At 48.0% G+C, this 18262-nt stretch carries 15 protein-coding genes and 1 pseudogene; 11 read left to right on the top strand and 5 right to left on the bottom strand.

Going from position 1 to position 18262, the window contains the following annotated elements; all coding sequences use genetic code 11:
- Nucleotides 1-140 precede the first annotated feature (140 nt).
- The 7 genes from ACMGGH_RS18595 to ACMGGH_RS18565 all read left to right on the top strand — a co-directional run bounded on the left by ACMGGH_RS18595 (nt 141) and on the right by ACMGGH_RS18565 (nt 8029).
- On the top strand, nt 141-788 hold the full coding sequence (locus ACMGGH_RS18595) for a YchE family NAAT transporter (protein WP_232948362.1): 648 nt from the start codon (nt 141-143) through the stop codon (nt 786-788).
- A 771-nt stretch (nt 789-1559) separates the two neighbouring features.
- Nucleotides 1560-3191, top strand: coding sequence for an oligopeptide ABC transporter substrate-binding protein OppA (gene oppA, locus ACMGGH_RS18590; protein ID WP_028013430.1), 1632 nt, complete (start codon nt 1560-1562; stop codon nt 3189-3191).
- Between the two features lie 83 nt (nt 3192-3274).
- The gene (gene oppB / locus ACMGGH_RS18585) at nt 3275-4195 is read left to right on the top strand and encodes an oligopeptide ABC transporter permease OppB (RefSeq protein ID WP_028013429.1); all 921 of its coding nucleotides are present in this window, start codon (nt 3275-3277) and stop codon (nt 4193-4195) included.
- 14 nt (nt 4196-4209) lie between these two features.
- Entirely contained in the window at nt 4210-5118 is a 909-nt protein-coding gene (gene oppC, locus ACMGGH_RS18580) for an oligopeptide ABC transporter permease OppC (RefSeq protein WP_028013428.1), read from the top strand.
- An 11-nt stretch (nt 5119-5129) separates the two neighbouring features.
- Nucleotides 5130-6143, top strand: coding sequence for an ABC transporter ATP-binding protein (locus ACMGGH_RS18575; RefSeq protein ID WP_028013427.1), 1014 nt, complete (start codon nt 5130-5132; stop codon nt 6141-6143).
- Nucleotides 6140-7144, top strand: coding sequence for a murein tripeptide/oligopeptide ABC transporter ATP-binding protein OppF (gene oppF, locus ACMGGH_RS18570; protein ID WP_041909608.1), 1005 nt, complete (start codon nt 6140-6142; stop codon nt 7142-7144). Before ACMGGH_RS18575 ends, oppF begins: the two co-directional genes overlap by 4 nt.
- Nucleotides 7145-7192: 48 nt before the next feature.
- The gene (locus ACMGGH_RS18565; protein ID WP_028013425.1) at nt 7193-8029 is read left to right on the top strand and encodes an ion transporter; all 837 of its coding nucleotides are present in this window, start codon (nt 7193-7195) and stop codon (nt 8027-8029) included.
- Nucleotides 8030-8060: 31 nt separating this feature from the next.
- Here ACMGGH_RS18565 and ACMGGH_RS18560 read toward each other — a convergent pair whose 3' ends face one another.
- Together ACMGGH_RS18560 and cls are read right to left on the bottom strand one after the other, a co-directional pair.
- A complete protein-coding gene (locus ACMGGH_RS18560; RefSeq protein WP_006810881.1) occupies nt 8061-8390 on the bottom strand; it encodes an HI1450 family dsDNA-mimic protein in 330 nt (109 codons plus the stop codon).
- A gap of 33 nt (nt 8391-8423) precedes the next feature.
- Nucleotides 8424-9884 carry a cardiolipin synthase gene (gene cls, locus ACMGGH_RS18555; protein ID WP_028013424.1) on the bottom strand — a complete coding sequence of 487 codons (1461 nt, stop codon included), beginning with the start codon at nt 9882-9884 and terminating at the stop codon, nt 8424-8426.
- 144 nt (nt 9885-10028) lie between these two features.
- Here cls and ACMGGH_RS18550 point away from each other — a divergent pair, with 144 nt between their 5' ends.
- Nucleotides 10029-10202, top strand: a complete 174-nt coding sequence (locus ACMGGH_RS18550; RefSeq protein WP_086379783.1) for a YciY family protein — start codon at nt 10029-10031, stop codon at nt 10200-10202.
- Nucleotides 10203-10308: 106 nt separating this feature from the next.
- Complete coding sequence (gene leuE, locus ACMGGH_RS18545; protein ID WP_048999271.1) at nt 10309-10944, top strand: leucine efflux protein LeuE; 636 nt, start codon at nt 10309-10311, stop codon at nt 10942-10944.
- Between the two features lie 110 nt (nt 10945-11054).
- On the opposite strand, the gene ACMGGH_RS18540 is transcribed toward leuE, so the two are convergent.
- Together ACMGGH_RS18540 and ACMGGH_RS18535 are read right to left on the bottom strand one after the other, a co-directional pair.
- Nucleotides 11055-12065 (bottom strand): phage integrase, encoded by a 1011-nt coding sequence (locus ACMGGH_RS18540; protein ID WP_420299193.1) that lies wholly within the window; start codon nt 12063-12065, stop codon nt 11055-11057.
- 96 nt (nt 12066-12161) lie between these two features.
- Complete coding sequence (locus tag ACMGGH_RS18535) at nt 12162-12461, bottom strand: helix-turn-helix domain-containing protein (protein WP_062935724.1); 300 nt, start codon at nt 12459-12461, stop codon at nt 12162-12164.
- A 120-nt stretch (nt 12462-12581) separates the two neighbouring features.
- On the opposite strand from ACMGGH_RS18535, the gene ACMGGH_RS18530 reads away from it, so the two are divergent.
- Entirely contained in the window at nt 12582-12857 is a 276-nt protein-coding gene (locus tag ACMGGH_RS18530) for a regulatory phage cox family protein (RefSeq protein WP_032667449.1), read from the top strand.
- A gap of 249 nt (nt 12858-13106) precedes the next feature.
- Nucleotides 13107-13952, top strand: a pseudogene (locus tag ACMGGH_RS18525) (replication endonuclease); the annotation flags it as partial.
- Between the two features lie 197 nt (nt 13953-14149).
- Here ACMGGH_RS18525 and ACMGGH_RS18520 read toward each other — a convergent pair.
- The gene (locus ACMGGH_RS18520; RefSeq protein ID WP_232948360.1) at nt 14150-18133 is read right to left on the bottom strand and encodes an NACHT domain-containing protein; all 3984 of its coding nucleotides are present in this window, start codon (nt 18131-18133) and stop codon (nt 14150-14152) included.
- Nucleotides 18134-18262: the final 129 nt, after the last annotated feature.

The raw sequence follows: 18262 nt of genomic DNA, 5'->3' as shown, positions 1-18262 counted from the left end.
CTCAACATATGTTTAACATTCTGAAATGCTAACGTTTTGGCACAGATTTCTGGTGAAGTATGCTAATAAAAAGCGTATCTTCAGCGCGTTTTTTCCTAACAATGTAACTGTCCCGGGCATGCGCAAAAGCGGAGCAAAACGTGATCCAAACGCTCTTTGATTTTCCAACGTATTTCAAATTTTTTATTGGTCTGTTTGCCCTGGTCAACCCGGTGGGGATCATTCCTGTCTTCATTAGTATGACCAGTTACCAGACGGCGGCGGCCCGGAACAAAACCAATCTTACCGCTAACCTGTCTGTGGCAATCATTTTGCTCACCTCGCTTTTCCTGGGTGATGCCATTCTCCAGCTCTTTGGCATCTCGATTGACTCCTTCCGCATTGCGGGCGGGATCCTGGTGGTGACCATTGCCATGTCCATGATCAGCGGTAAGCTGGGTGAGGATAAGCAGAACAAGCAGGAAAAGTCAGAAACCGCCATCCGCGAAAGTATCGGCGTGGTTCCGTTGGCATTGCCCCTCATGGCCGGGCCGGGTGCCATCAGTTCAACCATTGTCTGGGGCACGCGTTACCATAGCCTCATGCATTTGATTGGTTTTTCTGTCGCGATTGCCGTTTTCGCACTCTGTTGCTGGGGCGTATTCCGCATGGCGCCGTGGCTGGTGCGCCTGCTGGGGCAGACCGGCATCAACGTTATTACGCGTATCATGGGGCTGCTGTTAATGGCACTCGGGATCGAATTCATTATCACGGGTATTAAAAGCATTTTCCCCGGCTTGTTACATTGATATTTCATACGAAAGAACGGCGCTTCGGCGCCGTTTTTTTTGTATAAATATCAGCAAATCATATAAATAAAGTTGAAAAGCTTACCTGTCATAATAAATTCTACTAATAATGTTCATCTCATATATTTCATAGAGTTATGAATTTATCTCAAGCCTGCCTGCACAGAAAATCTTCGAACGCACTGTTATTTTACTCACACGATAGTCTTGGGCTTGCTGCGGGATAACCGAAATGATATTAGTAATTTCAACATTTCGTTAGATGAATGTGCTAAATAATAATCAATTGTTAAATTTTCGTACAAAACTACGCGATGAGAATACAGCGACGCGCCTGAAGGGAAAATCTTCCATATTGGTTTGAATTTTAAGTATTTTTTAGGGTTCTCAACGTAGGCAAGGGCTGGGAAGGACGATACGACCTGGGCCGTAAAAGAGAATTGCTTAACAAATTTGCAAAATGTATTGGCGCGTGTTTACGCCATTTGATACTTTCCGGCCTACTATTTTGCAGCCTAAAACAAGTAGATGAGAATTATTTTCATATAATCCTCTTCTCAGATATCCAGCACAGGTCTCAAACAGGGGAGGCCTGGCAAGAATCGACGCAAGACGGCCATACGAGCGGTCAGTAATAAAAAAGTCGGTGATAGCAAGCAGTAAAAAAAGAACCTGACAGCAGCAAAAAAAACTCCTGCGCTGTACAGGCCCCAACAGGGGATTAGACAGCTGGCGAAAGCCAGTAATTATAATGAGTGGAGTACCAACACAATGTCCATCATCACAAAAAAAAATCTGGTAGCGGCGGGGATTTTAACTGCGCTAATCGCGGGAAACGCTGCAATGGCTGCGGACGTTCCTGCAGGTGTTCAACTGGCGGAAAAACAGACGCTGGTGCGTAACAACGGTGCGGAAGTGCAGTCTCTCGATCCGCATAAAATTGAAGGCGTTCCTGAGTCAAACGTTAACCGCGACCTGTTCGAAGGTCTGCTGGTGACTGACGTAGACGGCCACCCGGCACCGGGTGTGGCAGAAAAGTGGGAAAACAAAGATTTCAAAGTCTGGACCTTCCATCTGCGTAAAGATGCCAAATGGTCCGACGGTACACCGGTTACCGCCGAAGATTTCGTATATAGCTGGCAGCGCCTGGCGAATCCAAATACCGCCTCTCCGTATGCGAGCTATCTGCAGTATGGCCACATCGCCAATATCGATGACATTATCGCCGGTAAAAAGCCGGTCACCGACCTGGGCGTGAAGGCGATCGATGCTAATACCTTTGAAGTGACGTTGAGCGAACCTGTTCCGTACTTCTATAAGCTGCTCGTTCACCCATCCGTCTCGCCGGTACCAAAATCCGCCGTGGAAAAATTTGGTGAAAAATGGACGCAGCCTGCCAATATCGTGACCAACGGCGCCTATAAGCTGAAAGACTGGGTGGTCAACGAACGTATGGTGCTGGAGCGTAACCCGCAGTACTGGGATAACGCGAAGACTGTGATTAATCAGGTCACCTACCTGCCAATCTCTTCCGAAGTGACCGACGTTAACCGCTACCGCAGCGGTGAAATCGACATGACCTATAACAACATGCCGATTGAACTGTTCCAGAAGCTGAAGAAAGAGATCCCGAAAGAAGTTCACGTCGATCCATATCTGTGCACCTATTATTACGAAATCAACAACCAGAAAGCACCGTTCACCGACGTGCGCGTTCGTACCGCGCTGAAGCTGGCACTGGATCGCGATATCATCGTGAACAAAGTGAAAAACCAGGGCGATCTGCCGGCGTACAGCTACACGCCTCCGTATACCGATGGGATGAAACTGGTTGAGCCTGAGTGGTTCAAATGGTCGCAGGAAAAACGTAACGAAGAAGCGAAAAAACTGCTGGCTGAAGCAGGATACACCGCAGACAAGCCGCTGACGTTCAACCTGCTGTATAACACATCAGATCTGCATAAAAAACTGGCGATTGCCGTTGCGTCTATCTGGAAGAAAAACCTGGGCGTGAACGTTAAGCTGGAAAACCAGGAGTGGAAAACCTTCCTCGATACGCGTCATCAGGGGACCTTCGACGTGGCGCGTGCGGGCTGGTGTGCGGACTATAACGAACCGACATCATTCCTGAACACCATGCTCAGCGACAGTTCAAACAACACGGCGCACTATAAGAGCCCGGCGTTTGACAAGATCATCGCTGAAACCCTGAAAGTCTCTGACGATGCGCAGCGCGCAGAGCTGTACGCGAAATCAGAAGAACAGCTCGATAAAGACTCTGCAATTGTACCGGTTTACTACTACGTTAATGCCCGTCTGGTGAAACCGTGGGTAGGGGGTTATACCGGTAAAGACCCGTTGGATAATATTTCCGTTAAGAATCTTTATATTATCAAGCATTAATGGCAATACGTGGGGCGAGCCTGGCTTGCCCCACTGTGTCTACTTTGTAACATTCATCAGGCACACGCCAGAAGGTACGGGCAATGTTGAAATTTATCCTGCGTCGCTGTCTAGAAGCGATACCAACGTTATTTATTCTAATTACGATTTCCTTCTTTATGATGCGTCTCGCGCCGGGAAGTCCATTTACCGGTGAACGTACGTTGCCGCCAGAAGTCATGGCCAACATCGAGGCGAAGTATCACTTAAACGATCCCATCACCACCCAATACTTCAACTATCTGAAGCAGCTGGCGCACGGTGATTTTGGACCGTCATTTAAATATAAAGACTATTCCGTTAACGATCTGGTGGCCTCCAGCTTCCCGGTCTCGGCAAAACTGGGTGCTGCAGCATTCATTCTGGCCGTCGTTCTCGGGGTCACCGCAGGCGTTATCGCCGCGCTCAGACAAAATACCAAATGGGATTATGCCGTAATGGGGGTGGCAATGACCGGGGTAGTCATACCCAGCTTCGTTGTCGCGCCATTGCTGGTGATGATATTTGCCATCACGCTGAAATGGCTGCCCGGGGGCGGCTGGAACGGCGGGGCATTGAAGTTCATGATTTTGCCGATGGTGGCATTATCGCTGGCGTACATCGCCAGTATCGCGCGTATTACCCGTGGTTCAATGATCGAAGTGCTGCACTCAAACTTCATCCGCACCGCGCGCGCGAAAGGGCTGCCGATGCGCCGGATCATCTTCCGCCACGCGCTCAAGCCGGCGCTCCTGCCTGTGCTCTCCTATATGGGACCGGCATTCGTCGGCATCATTACGGGTTCAATGGTTATCGAAACAATTTACGGCCTGCCGGGTATTGGTCAACTGTTCGTAAACGGGGCGCTTAACCGTGACTACTCGCTCGTTCTGAGCCTCACGATCCTCGTGGGCGCACTGACCATTCTCTTTAACGCCGTTGTCGATGTGCTTTATGCCGTTATCGACCCGAAAATTCGTTACTAACGCTGGAGCACGCCATGATGTTGAGTAAGAAAAACAGCGAGGCGCTGGAAAACTTCAGTGAAAAACTGGAAGTAGAAGGTCGTAGCCTCTGGCAGGACGCGCGCCGTCGCTTTATGCATAACCGTGCGGCGGTCGCCAGCCTGGTTGTGCTGGTGATCATCGCGCTGTTTGTCACCCTGGCGCCGATGCTGTCGCAATTTACCTATTTCGATACTGACTGGGGCATGATGTCCAGCGCGCCTGATATGGAGTCCGGCCACTATTTCGGTACCGATTCATCCGGCCGTGATTTGCTGGTGCGCGTGGCGATTGGTGGCCGTATTTCTCTGATGGTCGGTATCGCCGCCGCGCTGGTGGCGGTGATCGTGGGGACGCTTTACGGCGCGCTTTCCGGCTACCTTGGCGGCAAAGTAGACTCGGTGATGATGCGTCTCCTGGAAATCCTGAACTCCTTCCCGTTTATGTTCTTCGTGATTTTGCTGGTGACCTTCTTCGGCCAGAACATCCTGTTGATCTTCGTGGCCATCGGGATGGTTTCCTGGCTGGATATGGCGCGTATCGTGCGCGGCCAGACGCTGAGCCTCAAACGCAAAGAGTTTATCGAAGCGGCGCAGGTAGGGGGCGTATCAACCAGTAATATCGTGGTTCGTCATATTGTGCCTAACGTGCTGGGCGTGGTGGTGGTCTATGCCTCACTGCTGGTGCCAAGCATGATTCTGTTTGAATCCTTCCTCAGCTTCCTGGGGCTGGGCACGCAGGAGCCACTGAGCAGCTGGGGTGCGCTGCTGAGCGACGGCGCAAACTCGATGGAAGTTTCACCGTGGCTGCTGCTTTATCCGGCGGGTTTCCTGGTCGTTACCCTGTTTTGTTTTAACTTTATCGGCGATGGCCTGCGTGATGCCCTCGACCCGAAAGACCGTTAAGGAGCGCCGTCATGACAATTATTGAAACGGCCACCGCGCCACAGGCGCAGCAGCAAAGCAATCTTCTGCTGGATGTTAAAGACCTCCGCGTGACCTTTAAAACCCCGGACGGCGATGTTACTGCGGTCAACGATCTCAACTTTAACCTGAGCAAAGGGGAAACGCTGGGGATCGTGGGTGAATCCGGCTCCGGAAAATCCCAGACGGCATTTGCGTTAATGGGCCTGCTGGCCGCTAACGGCGTGATTGGCGGTTCGGCGAAATTCAACGGTCGCGAAATTCTTAACCTGCCGGAGCTCGAGCTGAACAAGCTTCGCGCCGAACAGATCTCAATGATTTTCCAGGATCCGATGACCTCCCTGAACCCATATATGCGCGTCGGTGAGCAGCTGATGGAAGTCCTGATGCTGCACAAAGGTCTGGGCAAAGCGGAAGCTTTTGAGGAATCCGTTAAAATGCTGGATGCGGTAAAAATGCCGGAAGCGCGCAAGCGCATGCGCATGTTCCCGCACGAGTTCTCTGGCGGTATGCGTCAGCGCGTGATGATTGCCATGGCGCTGCTGTGCCGGCCAAAACTGCTGATTGCCGATGAACCGACTACCGCGCTGGACGTCACCGTGCAGGCGCAAATCATGACCCTGCTGAACGAGCTTAAGCGTGAGTTCAACACGGCGATTATCATGATCACCCACGATCTGGGCGTGGTTGCCGGTATCTGTGACAAAGTGCTGGTGATGTACGCCGGGCGCACCATGGAATACGGCAAAGCGCGCGACGTGTTCTATCAGCCAGCCCATCCGTACTCGATTGGCCTGCTGAACGCGGTGCCGCGTCTTGATGCGGAAGGGGAATCCCTGCTCACCATTCCGGGCAACCCGCCAAACCTGCTGCGACTGCCGAAAGGCTGTCCGTTCCAGCCGCGCTGCCCGCACGCGATGGAAATCTGTAACAGCGCGCCGCCGCTGGAAGAATTTGCCCCAGGCCGTCTGCGCGCCTGCTTTAAGCCGCAGGAGGAGCTGGTATGAACGCAGTAGATGAAAAACGCAACGTGCTGCTCGAAATCGCCGACCTCAAGGTGCATTTCGACATCAAAGACGGCAAGCAGTGGTTCTGGCAGCCGCCGAAGACCCTGAAAGCAGTAGATGGCGTCACCTTGCGTCTGTATGAGGGGGAAACCCTGGGCGTGGTGGGCGAATCCGGCTGCGGTAAATCCACCTTTGCGCGTGCGATTATCGGTCTGGTGAAAGCCACCGGCGGCAAAGTGGCCTGGCTGGGTAAAGATCTGCTGGGCATGAAGCCTGACGAGTGGCGCGACGTGCGCAGCGATATCCAGATGATTTTCCAGGATCCGCTGGCGTCATTAAACCCGCGTATGACCATCGGTGAGATTATCGCCGAACCGCTGCGCACCTATCATCCAAAGATGCCGCGTCAGGAAGTCCGCGACCGCGTGAAGGCGATGATGCTCAAAGTCGGGCTGTTGCCTAACCTCATTAACCGTTACCCGCATGAATTTTCAGGCGGCCAGTGTCAGCGTATTGGCATTGCGCGTGCGCTTATCCTTGAGCCGAAACTGATTATTTGTGATGAACCGGTCTCCGCGCTGGACGTGTCGATTCAGGCGCAGGTGGTTAACCTGCTTCAGAAATTGCAGCGCGAAATGGGGCTGTCGCTGATCTTCATTGCGCACGACCTGGCGGTGGTAAAACACATCTCCGACCGCGTGCTGGTGATGTATCTGGGCCATGCCGTGGAACTGGGAACCTATGACGAGGTGTACCACAACCCGCTGCACCCTTATACCAAAGCGCTGATGTCGGCTGTGCCGATCCCCGATCCGGATCTGGAAAAGAATAAAACGATTCAGCTTCTGGAAGGGGAATTGCCGTCGCCGATCAATCCGCCGTCGGGCTGCGTGTTCCGCACGCGATGCCCGATGGCCGGGCCGGAATGCGCGAAAACGCGACCGGTGCTGGAGGGCAGTTTCCGACATGCGGTTTCCTGCCTGAAAGTAGACCCGCTATAATCGCAAGGGCTGACATGACGTCAGCCCTTATTTTTTTGCGAGGTTACCGTGTCGCGTTTATTCACTTCAGCCCGTCGGCGGCTCTATCATCTTTTATTCGATCCTGAAACGGTATCGGGACGCCGTTTTGAAGGTCTGTGTGCGCTGTTTGCGCTACTGAGCGTAGTGGTCATCTTTATTGAATCGGGTGTGGGGACGCAATATCACCTGACATTTGAGGAATGGCATGCGTTTGTCTGGCTGGAACTTATTATTACCCTGGTTTTTACCGCTGAGTATATTCTGCGTGTTGTTTGCTGGCCCAACCCGGCAAAGTACGTCTTTAGCTTCTGGGGCTTTATTGATTTAGCGACGATCCTGCCGCTCTATGTGATGTGGCTGTGGCCGGAGATCAGCCTCAACTATGTTTTCGCCTGGCGAGCGATGCGCGTTATTCGGGTCTTGCGTATTCTGAAGTTACTGCGCTTTATGCCGTCGCTGCGCGTATTCTGGAGTGCGATCGTCAGCGCACGCCATCAGCTTATTCTGTTCTATTCGTTTATTGCCATCGTCATGATTGTTTTTGGCGCGCTGATGTATTTGATTGAAGGGCCGAAATATGGCTTCACGACGCTCAACGCGTCCGTCTACTGGGCGATAGTGACCGTTACGACCGTGGGCTATGGTGATATCACGCCCCATACGCCGCTGGGGCGGATTGTGGCATCCGTGCTGATTCTGATTGGGTATTCGGTAATTGCCATTCCGACGGGGCTTATTACCACGCACATGAGCAGCGCGTTTCAGAACCATAAACAGCGGCGCAAATGTCCGAACTGCCACCAGGTCGATCATGAACACAGCGCGCGGTTTTGCAACCGCTGCGGAAGCGCGTTGCCGGATTAAATAAAAAAGGCTGCTATCGCAGCCTTTTTTATTATTCGCGCCAGAGTATGTGGCACAGCTTGTGGTCTTTCTCACGACACAGCAGGACGCGCGCAAAAATGTCGTTAATTTCACCGCCGTCTTCATCAGCCAGCCCAATAACCACTTCGGCAAAGAAGTCAGGGTTCAGGTCGAAATCTACATGTTCGGCCCAGTCCTCTGAAGGGTCGAACAATTCGGCACCGCCGCGCTCTTCGAACTGCAGATTAAAGAGGATCACGTCTGCGGGATCGAGGTTATCAACCGCCAGTTCGAGAAAAATGTCATAGGCCTGCTCGAGCGTTTCGTCTTCGGTCAGGCGATTGTTCAGATCCATTTCCATGATGACTACCTGTTTAACATCGTTGGGCACGTTTTACAGCAACGGACTAAAGAAGTAAAACAGTCGTTCAGCTATTCGCTGCCATAACGGACGTTTTACCCACAGCCTGGCATCCAGCAGCCGCGAGCGGGAGATATAGTCATCCTGAACCGCCGCCAGGTCACCGCCAAAGCCGGCGTCATCAATCACCAGGGTGATTTCAAAGTTTAGCCACAGGCTGCGCATATCAAGGTTAACCGTGCCCACCAGGCTTAATTCGCCGTCGACCAGCACGCTCTTAGTGTGCAGGAGCCCGCCTTCAAACTGGTAAATTTTCACCCCGGCGGCAAGCAGTTCGCTAAAGAAGGCACGGCTGGCCCAGCCCACCAGAAGGGAGTCATTTTTACGTGGCAGAATGATACTGACATCGACGCCGCGCTGCGCTGCGGTACAAATCGCGTGCAGCAGATCATCGCTGGGGACAAAGTAGGGCGTCGTCATGATCAGATATTCACGCGCGGAGTAGGTTGCCGTCAGCAGCGCCTGGTGAATCAAGTCCTCCGGGAAGCCTGGTCCGGAGGCGATAGTATGAATTGTATGACCGCTGGCCTCTTCAAACGGCATAATATTGCCATCCGGCGGTGGCGGCAGGATACGCTTGCCGGTCTCTATCTCCCAGTCGCAGGAGTAAACGATGCCCATCGAGGTGGCAATCGGCCCCTCCATTCGCGCCATCAGATCCACCCATTGCCCGACGCCGGAGTCCTGTTTAAAGAAGCGCGGGTCAACCATGTTCATACTGCCGGTGTAGGCAATATAGTTATCGATCATGACCATTTTACGGTGCTGGCGAAGGTCCATTCGGCGCAGAAACACGCGCAGGAGATTCACCTTCAGTGCCTCAACCACCTCGATACCGGCGTTACGCATCATGCCCGCCCAAGGGCTACGGAAAAATGCCACGCTGCCCGCGGAGTCCAGCATCAGACGGCAGTGGATCCCCCTGCGTGCGGCCGCCATCAGGGATTCAGCGACCTGGTCAGCCATGCCGCCGGGCTGCCAGATATAAAACACCATCTCAATATTATGGCGAGCCAGCTGAATATCGCGGATTAACGCCTGCATGACATCATCGGACGACGTCAGAAGCTGGAGCTGATTGCCCTTAACGCCGCCAATCCCCTGGCGGCGCTCGCAGAGCTTAAACAGCGAGGAGGCGACGCTGCTGTTCTCCTCGGCAAAGATATGTTTACAGGCTTTGAGATCGTTAAGCCACTTCGCGGTGGAAGGCCACATTGCGCGCGCCCGCTCGGCACGGCGTTTACCAAGATGAAGCTCACCGAAAGAGAGATAGGCAATAATTCCCACCAGTGGGAGGATATAAATGATCAGAAGCCAGGCCATGGCAGAGGGTACGGCTCTGCGCTTCATCAGGATGCGTAACGTCACACCCGCGATTAACAGCCAGTATCCCAGAATGACCAGCCAACTCACCACGGTGTAGAAGGTTGTCATAGATAAAAAAATCCTTTTGAAAGCGTATTGTTATGAGTGTACGCATCAGGATTCATCTGGCAAATAAAAACGCCAGGTAAAAGCGCTGGTTTGCTGTCGGGTTGGGTTTATAATGGCGGCTCTGTTTGAGAAAGAGTTGTAGACATGAAGCGCAGTAGAACAGAAGTAGGGCGCTGGCGTATGTTGCGACAGGTGAGTCGTCGCAAGGCTCGTTGGCTGGAAGCACAATCCCGCCGCAATATGCGTATCCACGCCATCAGAAAATGTGGATTGACCCGGCACCGCAATGCGTTGCTGTTCGCAGTCCAGGATATCTGAAACCCATGAGGGCACCGCAAGGTGCCCGCTGATTATATTGTGTCTTATTTTGCGAATATCGTTATTGCGGCGATATTCCGGTTATTTTTAGCAAAAGGAGGGAGAGGTGTTTGCGGAGTTTGGCGTACTGAATTTCTGGACGTATGTTGTTGGCGCATTTTTTATCGTGCTGGTTCCCGGGCCAAACACCCTGTTTGTGCTGAAAACGGGGATCGGTCACGGTGTTAAAAAAGGGTATCTTGCCGCGACCGGCGTGTTTATCGGTGATGCGGTATTGATGTTCCTGGCCTGGGCGGGTGTTGCGGCATTGATCCAGACGACCCCCGTACTCTTTAATATCGTGCGCTATCTCGGGGCTTTCTATCTGCTGTGGTTGGGCGGAAAAATGCTCTGGTCGGTGATCACACGTCAGAATAATACTCAAGAGAGCGGAACCGAGCCTGCCAGCACGATCATGAAACGCTCCCTCGTCCTGAGCCTGACCAATCCAAAAGCGATTCTGTTCTACGTTTCGTTCTTTGTGCAGTTTATCGACGTGAATGCGCAAAATACCGGGACCTCTTTCCTGATCCTCGCTACCACGCTTGAGCTGATTAGCTTTATGTACATGAGCTTCCTGATCTTCTCTGGGGCGTTTGTTACGCGTTATCTGAAAACCAAAAAGAAACTGGCAAAGCTGGGGAACGGGCTGATAGGGCTGCTGTTTGTCGGGTTTGCGGCGCGGTTAGCGTCACTGCATTGATGTGAAGAAAGGCTCCTGCGGGAGCCTTTTTAATGTCTGGCGTAGCTGGAAAGCCGCGCCAGACAAGGCTTCACGTTTTACTACTAGCAGTCAAAAGCCATGAAAAGCGGCTAGTGTGTGGACACATTGTGGACACTCTGACCACCATTAGCACCCTTCAACGGATTAAGCGAAATCGCGTCCTGCAGGTACTGAGGAGCGAAGTGCGCATAGACCATTGTCTGCGCAATTTTCGTATGACCTAAGATCCTCTGCAGTGTGATGATGTTGCCCCCGTTAATCATAAAGTGCGTGGCGAAAGATTGTCGTAGCGCATGTGTCGCTTGCCCCGCCGGTAAGTCGGACTTAACTTCTTTGAGGATTCGCCTGAATTCAGCATAACTGGCCTCAGGAAACAGAAAGCCTCGCGTTTTGCCGACTACGTAAGCCGCAACGTCGTCAGAGATCGGGACCGTGCGCGGTGTGTTGGTTTTAGTCTTAACGAAAGACACCCGGTTATGAATCACATTCTCAGCCTTCAATCGCGCAGCTTCTCCCCATCTTGCTCCGGTACTCAAACACAAAACCGCAATTTTACGATTATCACCTGAGAGTGCAGCAAGTAAGGTGTCAATTTCCTCAAGTGTGAGATAGCCAGTTTCGGCTGTCTGCTCTTTCAGTTTTTTGAATCCCCTGAATGGATGCTCACCGTTATACAGTTCTGACTCAATCAGGGTTGTGAACATCCCACCTAGCGTGATCAGGTCGCGGTTGATGGTAGTTGGCTTAATACCTTCACCCCGGCGTTGAGCACAATATAGCGTTATCAGGCTCTTGGTGATCTGGAAAGCGCACGGGTTTCCGGTCATCGTTTCGAAACGCTCAATTTTCCTGAGATACGATTGACCGTGCTCCTCATGTTTACCTTTCAGCTTCCACCACAACTCTTTCAGTTCCGACAATTGGCGTTTGTCCGTTGGTTTTGAAAGCCATTCCTTTGAGTGATGGTTATATTGAGTATGCTTTTCAAAAGCCATCGCCTCGCTTTTCTTGTCGAACTTCCGACGGATGCGTTTTCCGTTACGCCCGCTCGGTCTAATGTCCACTTCATATCGACCATCATCGAGCTTTTTAACAGACATAAAGCCTCCCGATGATGTTACTGCGTACTTCAATATCCTGATTTAAATAGCAAAAACTCACTGTGCATTTACTGCACAAATAAGCGCCGTAAATAGTTAGCCAGTTTTCTGGTCTGAGTGGGGTGATGTGGTTGTCTGTGGCCCAAAGTGCGCGAGAGCCGGTGCAATCTGCCCAGCTTCAGGTGTTATTTGATCGGCCATGAACCACAACGTGTACTTTGTGAACCGGGGGTGTTGCAGGATTTTCATGATTTGCTCAACTCCGGGCTTCTTGTCACCGGACTCATAACCAGCAAGAGAGCTATACGCTATCCCTGTTAACTCACTGAATTGTCTCTTGTTTAATCTCTCTGATTCTCTAATCAGCTTTATCTTCTCAAATACCGGGGTTGACATAGTTACTCCTATGGAAGAATGTTGACCCTATCAGGGTGTTTTGCTCTTATTGGGTTATCTAGTGAGAGCAATTAAAGCCCATTAAGAGCAATTAATCACACTAAAGGAGAATCTTAGCAGATGAACAACCAGCTTGTAAGTAGAACAGATGCGGTTCCATATCAGGAATTCGCGCGCCTTATTGGTAAAACACCTGCAGCCGTTAAAGGCATGATTGAGAAGGGCAAGCTGCCTGTAGTCGAGATGACTGATCCGCAGTCAACGAGTGGGCGCGCAGGGGAATATTGGGTTTACCTGCCAGCGTGGAACAAGGGCATGAAGATGGCCTATGACAGCCGCCCGAAGGAAATTAGAGACGGTTGGCTGATGTGGCTCGGATTAGGGGAGCCAGTATGAAGAATGAACCTCGTTGTATTGCACAGTTGCTTCGAAGAGAAAGCCCTCATCCGATCAACTTCACTATCACTCACGGTCGCGGACGCAAGGGCATCATCATCCGAACCCGTAAGACGGGTGTTATCGAGAAGCTTCGTCGCTTGGTCAAAAATAGAGGGCTGTGGTTATGACGGTAATGACACTTAATGTGATCCAGAAGCAACCAACAGCACTTCGCGGTTTAGTCTGCAAGTATCTGGCTCAGCCTCGCAACTTAATCACGGCTGGAATGAAACCGCTTTTACTCCGAAGGATGGACAGCGGTATTTGTATCGAATCTGGAGCCTGATGCGTACAGCTTTTAAAGATAACGATTTGCAAGTCTACGGGATGCGCGTTGTCGAGCCGCATCATGACGGAACGCCGCACTGGCACATGATGCTTTTTTGCAAACCAGAGCAACGCAAACACATCACCGAAATCATGCACCGTTATGCCTTAAAAGAAGATGGCGATGAAAAGGGCGCTGCAGCACAGCGCTTTGAAGCGAAGCACCTCAATCAAGGTGGTGCAGCCGGTTACATCGCAAAATACATTGCGAAGAATATCGATGGTTACGCGCTCGATGGCCAGGTCGATCATGACACAGGCAAGCCTCTCACTGATACTGCCGCAGCTGTAACCGCATGGGCGTCTACGTGGCGCATCCCGCAATTCAAATCTATTGGCCTGCCAACGATGGGCGCATATCGCGAGCTGCGCAAACTGCCACGCGGTGTGAGCATTGCTGATGAATTCGATGAGCGTGTCGAAGCGACCAGAGCTGCAGCGGATGAAGGTGAATTTGACCTGTATATCTCAGCGCAGGGTGGAGCAAATGTTCCCCGCGATAACCAGACCGTCCGTGTGGCTCGTAACGTGACTGATGAGGTCAACGCCTACGAAGAGGATATAAAGAGAGTCGTGGGCATCTACGCTCCGCACTTGGGTCCTGAGCTGGTACGTGTTACCAGGACAGTCGAATGGCGCATCGTTCCAAAGCTTTTGGCCGTTGAGCCTTTGACTTTAAAAAGCGGCATTGCCGCGCCTCGGAGTCCTGTCAATAACTGTGGGGAAAAAATCAAAAACGTAGATGTACAAAAAAAATGAGCTTAGTTAAATACTTGGATATGGAATCAAGTGAGGGAGAGTGGAGTCTATTTTGTTGTTTTGATGAAAGCGTAGCGTAAAAGTTTAATACTATCAGAATAGAGTTTTATGAATTGTATAATTATGACTGCATGCCTACTTAACGAGACATGCAGTATAGTTTTTTAATAGGTGTAGCTTAACCAACTTTCCAGAACATTATGTTTTTGCACTGGAGCGAAAGAGCGTTCCCTCCATTTCTGATAAATATTCTGAAGCGTAATTCTCGAACGGTGATCTTCCTTTGTTATAATCGATATATTTCCTATGAAATCCATGAGAGTTGAATCGTAAGTTTGTACATCGTATAAAAAAACGTATAATGAATCAATTAATCTTTCTTGATTACAAGATTTTAATAAATTGATTATCACTACATCGTATTTTTGTGCGAAGAACTCGCTAATAATTACATTTTTATTTTCGAATTGCTGCGTTAAGTAACATATTATAGCCGCAGACCTGAGTTCATCTTTCTCATGGGGGTTGGTAAAAATGGATATCAGGAAGTCAGTAGAAATTCCTATTGCAGCAAGGAAGTTTCCATCAGACTTATCTGATGATGGGGTGTAATGAATGTCAGGTGCGATATATTTGTCTATTCTATATTGCAAAAATGCTCTTGAGAAATTTACCAATAGGTTTTTTTCATTTTCAATATCAATTTTAATAAATACCGTTTTATTAGTAATAATGTTAAACCTATTTGATGAGTTTTGTATCGGAGTCTCTATTAGTTTTTTACGAACTTCCGACTCATGTTCTGGATGAGCTAAAAAAACCTCCCCCCAAATTAAAGGGTATGCTGCGAATATATTTGTATGCTCTCTTGCTATATTGATGATAGGTTCGAAAAATTCTTTGCTATTCTCAGATTTAGCCTTTTGAATGGCCGGAAAGTTTAAAAATGGTCCAGAGCATAAATTCATTGCATATTTAGGAAAGTCTTTACAAAAGCGCATCCAACCATCTTTATTAAATGGCGTCTCATCGAGACGAATGAAATCAATTGCAGTTATTATTTCCAGGTCGCCAGATTTACCATTCGTAATCACCTCTTTTAACGATAAATCATCCAATTTTTCTAAATATTCCACATGCTCTTTGATGTTAGCAGTGTTAAAGCTTAAGGGGACTAAAGCTTTTAGAGTTGATGGGAGTATTTCATCATTAAAATCATTGGTGCGAATCTGCTCCAGTATAGCCCTGTAATTTTCTACAGATGCAATTTGAACAAACCTAATTGTAGCCTTTATTAAGTTTAATGGAGATGAGTTTGTTTCTTGAGATAATTGAATGCTCATTATTTTCTCATCTTTATCGGAGCATCTCCAATTTTTATCGTGATTGACAGTCGCAACAAAACAATATTTATCGTCATGCTTAATGTTTTTTGCTTTTTCATGTCTGTCATGGTTTTTATGTGAGTTTAAAATTTCAAGTATATCAAGTAACTCTTTAGGGAGAGATGGATTTTGCTCTTTATTTATTACGTCTATGTTTTTAAGCAAAAACTTGATCATTTCAAATTGTGTCTTGATTTTAAACTTATTTGGTGACATGACTAATTTACAGATTAACTCAATAAACCAGCTTTTATATACGGTCACATTTTCACTGTCATATTCATCTGGATTAGCAACCTCAAATGTAGCTGCAAAGTAGTAGTCAGGGGCACATAATAACCTCTGCTTCACTTCCTCTATGCGAATATGTTCGGATGGAAGCATCATAGCAAGGAGATAGCCGAGTGTAACATGTTCGCTATAATCAAAGTCGATAAATGATTCGACCATGTTATTTATTAGCCAAGTTCGGGATTGCTCTTTTCTAATTTGCGTAATCCTATTAAGAACTTCCTGGTCAATGTTGTTCCATAAAGGCGATAAGGTGCCATTAAATTGGTATCTAATTCGCTTATCCTGTTCAAGTACGCCTTCTTCGACTAACCTTAACGTTAATAGTGAACCGGTCCCCATTCTTCTTTTAAAGGTTTTTATTCTATGGTTTTCTAAATCATCATCGAGTTGTTGAATAATTTGAACTGCAACGGAAAGTTCATTTAATATCTTATTGTGGGCTAAGGCGCTTAATAAAAAATGTACTACCTCGCGCCAGTGAGCATCTCCACAAATAATTTCTAGTCTTCTTCTGAGCTCAATACTGGATACAGCACTATAAATAAACTCTGCTGCAAAAAACTCTTGCAATTGCCTGATGTCAAACCTGACGGATTCATTGCTTTCAGGTGTGTTGACGAAAACAAGTCTTTCAGTTGTTGCTTCCATTAAAGTATCTACAACATCGTCCGTATCACCATCAATTTGCATAGCTGTGGTTTGTTTGGCTAAATGATAGAATTCACTTTTTTCAAATGTTGCCTCAGCACCTTTGCTATTTTCTGATTTAGTATGTAAACAAACACCAAGCCGATCATGTATTGACTTTAAAAGCTGGTCTCTATCTCTTAATAGTGCTGATATACGAATGTCAGGGAAATTTTTCTGACTTTCTCTTTTTTTCATTACGTTATAAAAGTTGTTAAAAAGTTCCCATCTTTTTTCAGGAGGTCTCCCCCCATCTCTTACAACAACAGCCATAATATGTGATTGTAAGGGGGTGGTCATTAATTCTCGAACTTGATCAGACTCCATTGCATATTCAAGAATTTTAATTGATTCTGAAGCTTCATCTTCACTCCTGTTGAACTTTACAACGGAAGATGCGCACGCTAAGGCTATTTTAGGTGGTAGTGGAGTAAGTGTGACAGTCGCCGAGTAAAGGTTTTCGAACTGTCCTGAATATCCTTGAGGTCGAGTAGTACAAAGGATAAGAAAATCTGCATCAAGTTGTGGTATTAATTCATTTGCAAAAGTTATTATTTCATCTGCTACTTGATCTTTCAAATCATTTGGGACTTCATCAAGGCCGTCAAAATTTGCAAACCAAGTTGATAAACAAAATGCTTCATGCATCATTTCAGCAGTGACTAACTTAGAGGTTTTAATTCTTATTTTATCACACAGATATTCAACAATATTTCTTGCATCATGTTCATTCTTTGAAGAGTACCAATTTGCAAAGTCTTTTAGTTCAATAAATATCGGTATGCGAGGGACAGAAGGCCAGTAGCCATCTTTAGTTGCTTGTTCTTTGAGTTCAGTAGCTATTTCATGCAAATGTTGAGTTACATTCGGGCCGTTTTCGGAGAGGATATATGCTGCTCTTTGTAATTGACCAAAATATTGTCCGGCGGTAGATTTACCTTGTCCTGGACCACCCTTTAATAGAAGGATTCTTGCACGTATAGGGTTTCTTGACCATTCTTTCCATCCATGGCCAAAATTATTCCATGTGGAGTTTTTTTGGACGTTTTTTGATGCTGAAACTAAAGCATCCATTATCATATGACTATCTTTACTATATGATGTTACAGGCAGGTCCCTAAATAATTCATATATTTTAGGCCTCTGGTCGCTTCCGGAGCCTGCTTGTTCGAGTTTAGTATAACTTAGTTCGTGAAATTGATTGATAATGAAATGATTAATGATTTCTTTGACATTTTTATCATGCTTGTTTAAATCCTTATAAAGCTTTGTAATGATATGTCCAGGCGTTAAAAAGTGTCCATAATTCGCGGCTGCTTCAGGGTGGTGAACTAAAAAATCTATAATTCTACGCCCTCCCCAAATATCAATGCTAATATTTGGGTCTAGCTTGGATACCATTTTTTTAATTCTATCATAAGCACCCGTCTCAGGTACGCCTGAGGGTTCAATATTTGAAGCAATAATCCATACATTTGGTCTTTGTATCCTATTTCCATTTTGAAAATGCTCGATTTCTTTCTTAACTTCATTTATGAGCCACTTTTGAGGATCTTTACTTAAATGTGGTTTATGAAATTTGGATTGAAGGAACCAAATCCCTTCCCAAGCTTCCTTTTCAGTAGGGTAGGGGGCTCTGCCCTGAAGGTACCCATCTCGGCCACCGTCGGCACCAGTAGCAAAACCAGTGATACCATTACCAAGAACTTTTAATGCTAAAAAGTTCACTAAATGTTCAAATGAGTGTGAGTCAAGTTGTGTTAAATCATATGAATCGGCCATAGCTTTCCTTTTTGGCTCCCTAGACTGAGTTTGATGCTTAATTTCAGGTGAACTGAAAGTACCTTACTGCTTGATTTAAGTTTCTCTGAGTATTCAATTGAGAGACATTATAATGTGCATCAGTTTGCA

The organism is Enterobacter sp. BNK-16 (genome assembly GCF_048684955.1).
GTDB classification, from domain to species: domain Bacteria; phylum Pseudomonadota; class Gammaproteobacteria; order Enterobacterales; family Enterobacteriaceae; genus Enterobacter; species Enterobacter bugandensis.
The sequence above is the reverse complement of the archived record's forward strand: the minus strand, read 5'-3'. Positions and strand labels throughout refer to the sequence as shown.

Bases quoted from the DNA above. Each gene is read 5' to 3' on its own strand.
- oppA (WP_028013430.1), top strand. From the start codon at position 1,560: ATGTCCATCATCACAAAAAAAAATCTGGTAGCGGCGGGGATTTTAACT.
- oppB (WP_028013429.1), top strand. From the start codon at position 3,275: ATGTTGAAATTTATCCTGCGTCGCTGTCTAGAAGCGATACCAACGTTA.
- oppC (WP_028013428.1), top strand. From the start codon at position 4,210: ATGATGTTGAGTAAGAAAAACAGCGAGGCGCTGGAAAACTTCAGTGAA.
- ACMGGH_RS18575 (WP_028013427.1), top strand. From the start codon at position 5,130: ATGACAATTATTGAAACGGCCACCGCGCCACAGGCGCAGCAGCAAAGC.
- oppF (WP_041909608.1), top strand. From the start codon at position 6,140: ATGAACGCAGTAGATGAAAAACGCAACGTGCTGCTCGAAATCGCCGAC.
- ACMGGH_RS18560 (WP_006810881.1), bottom strand. From the start codon at position 8,390: ATGGAAATGGATCTGAACAATCGCCTGACCGAAGACGAAACGCTCGAG.
- cls (WP_028013424.1), bottom strand. From the start codon at position 9,884: ATGACAACCTTCTACACCGTGGTGAGTTGGCTGGTCATTCTGGGATAC.
- ACMGGH_RS18550 (WP_086379783.1), top strand. From the start codon at position 10,029: ATGAAGCGCAGTAGAACAGAAGTAGGGCGCTGGCGTATGTTGCGACAG.
- ACMGGH_RS18540 (WP_420299193.1), bottom strand. From the start codon at position 12,065: ATGTCTGTTAAAAAGCTCGATGATGGTCGATATGAAGTGGACATTAGA.
- ACMGGH_RS18535 (WP_062935724.1), bottom strand. From the start codon at position 12,461: ATGTCAACCCCGGTATTTGAGAAGATAAAGCTGATTAGAGAATCAGAG.
- ACMGGH_RS18530 (WP_032667449.1), top strand. From the start codon at position 12,582: ATGAACAACCAGCTTGTAAGTAGAACAGATGCGGTTCCATATCAGGAA.
- ACMGGH_RS18520 (WP_232948360.1), bottom strand. From the start codon at position 18,133: ATGGCCGATTCATATGATTTAACACAACTTGACTCACACTCATTTGAA.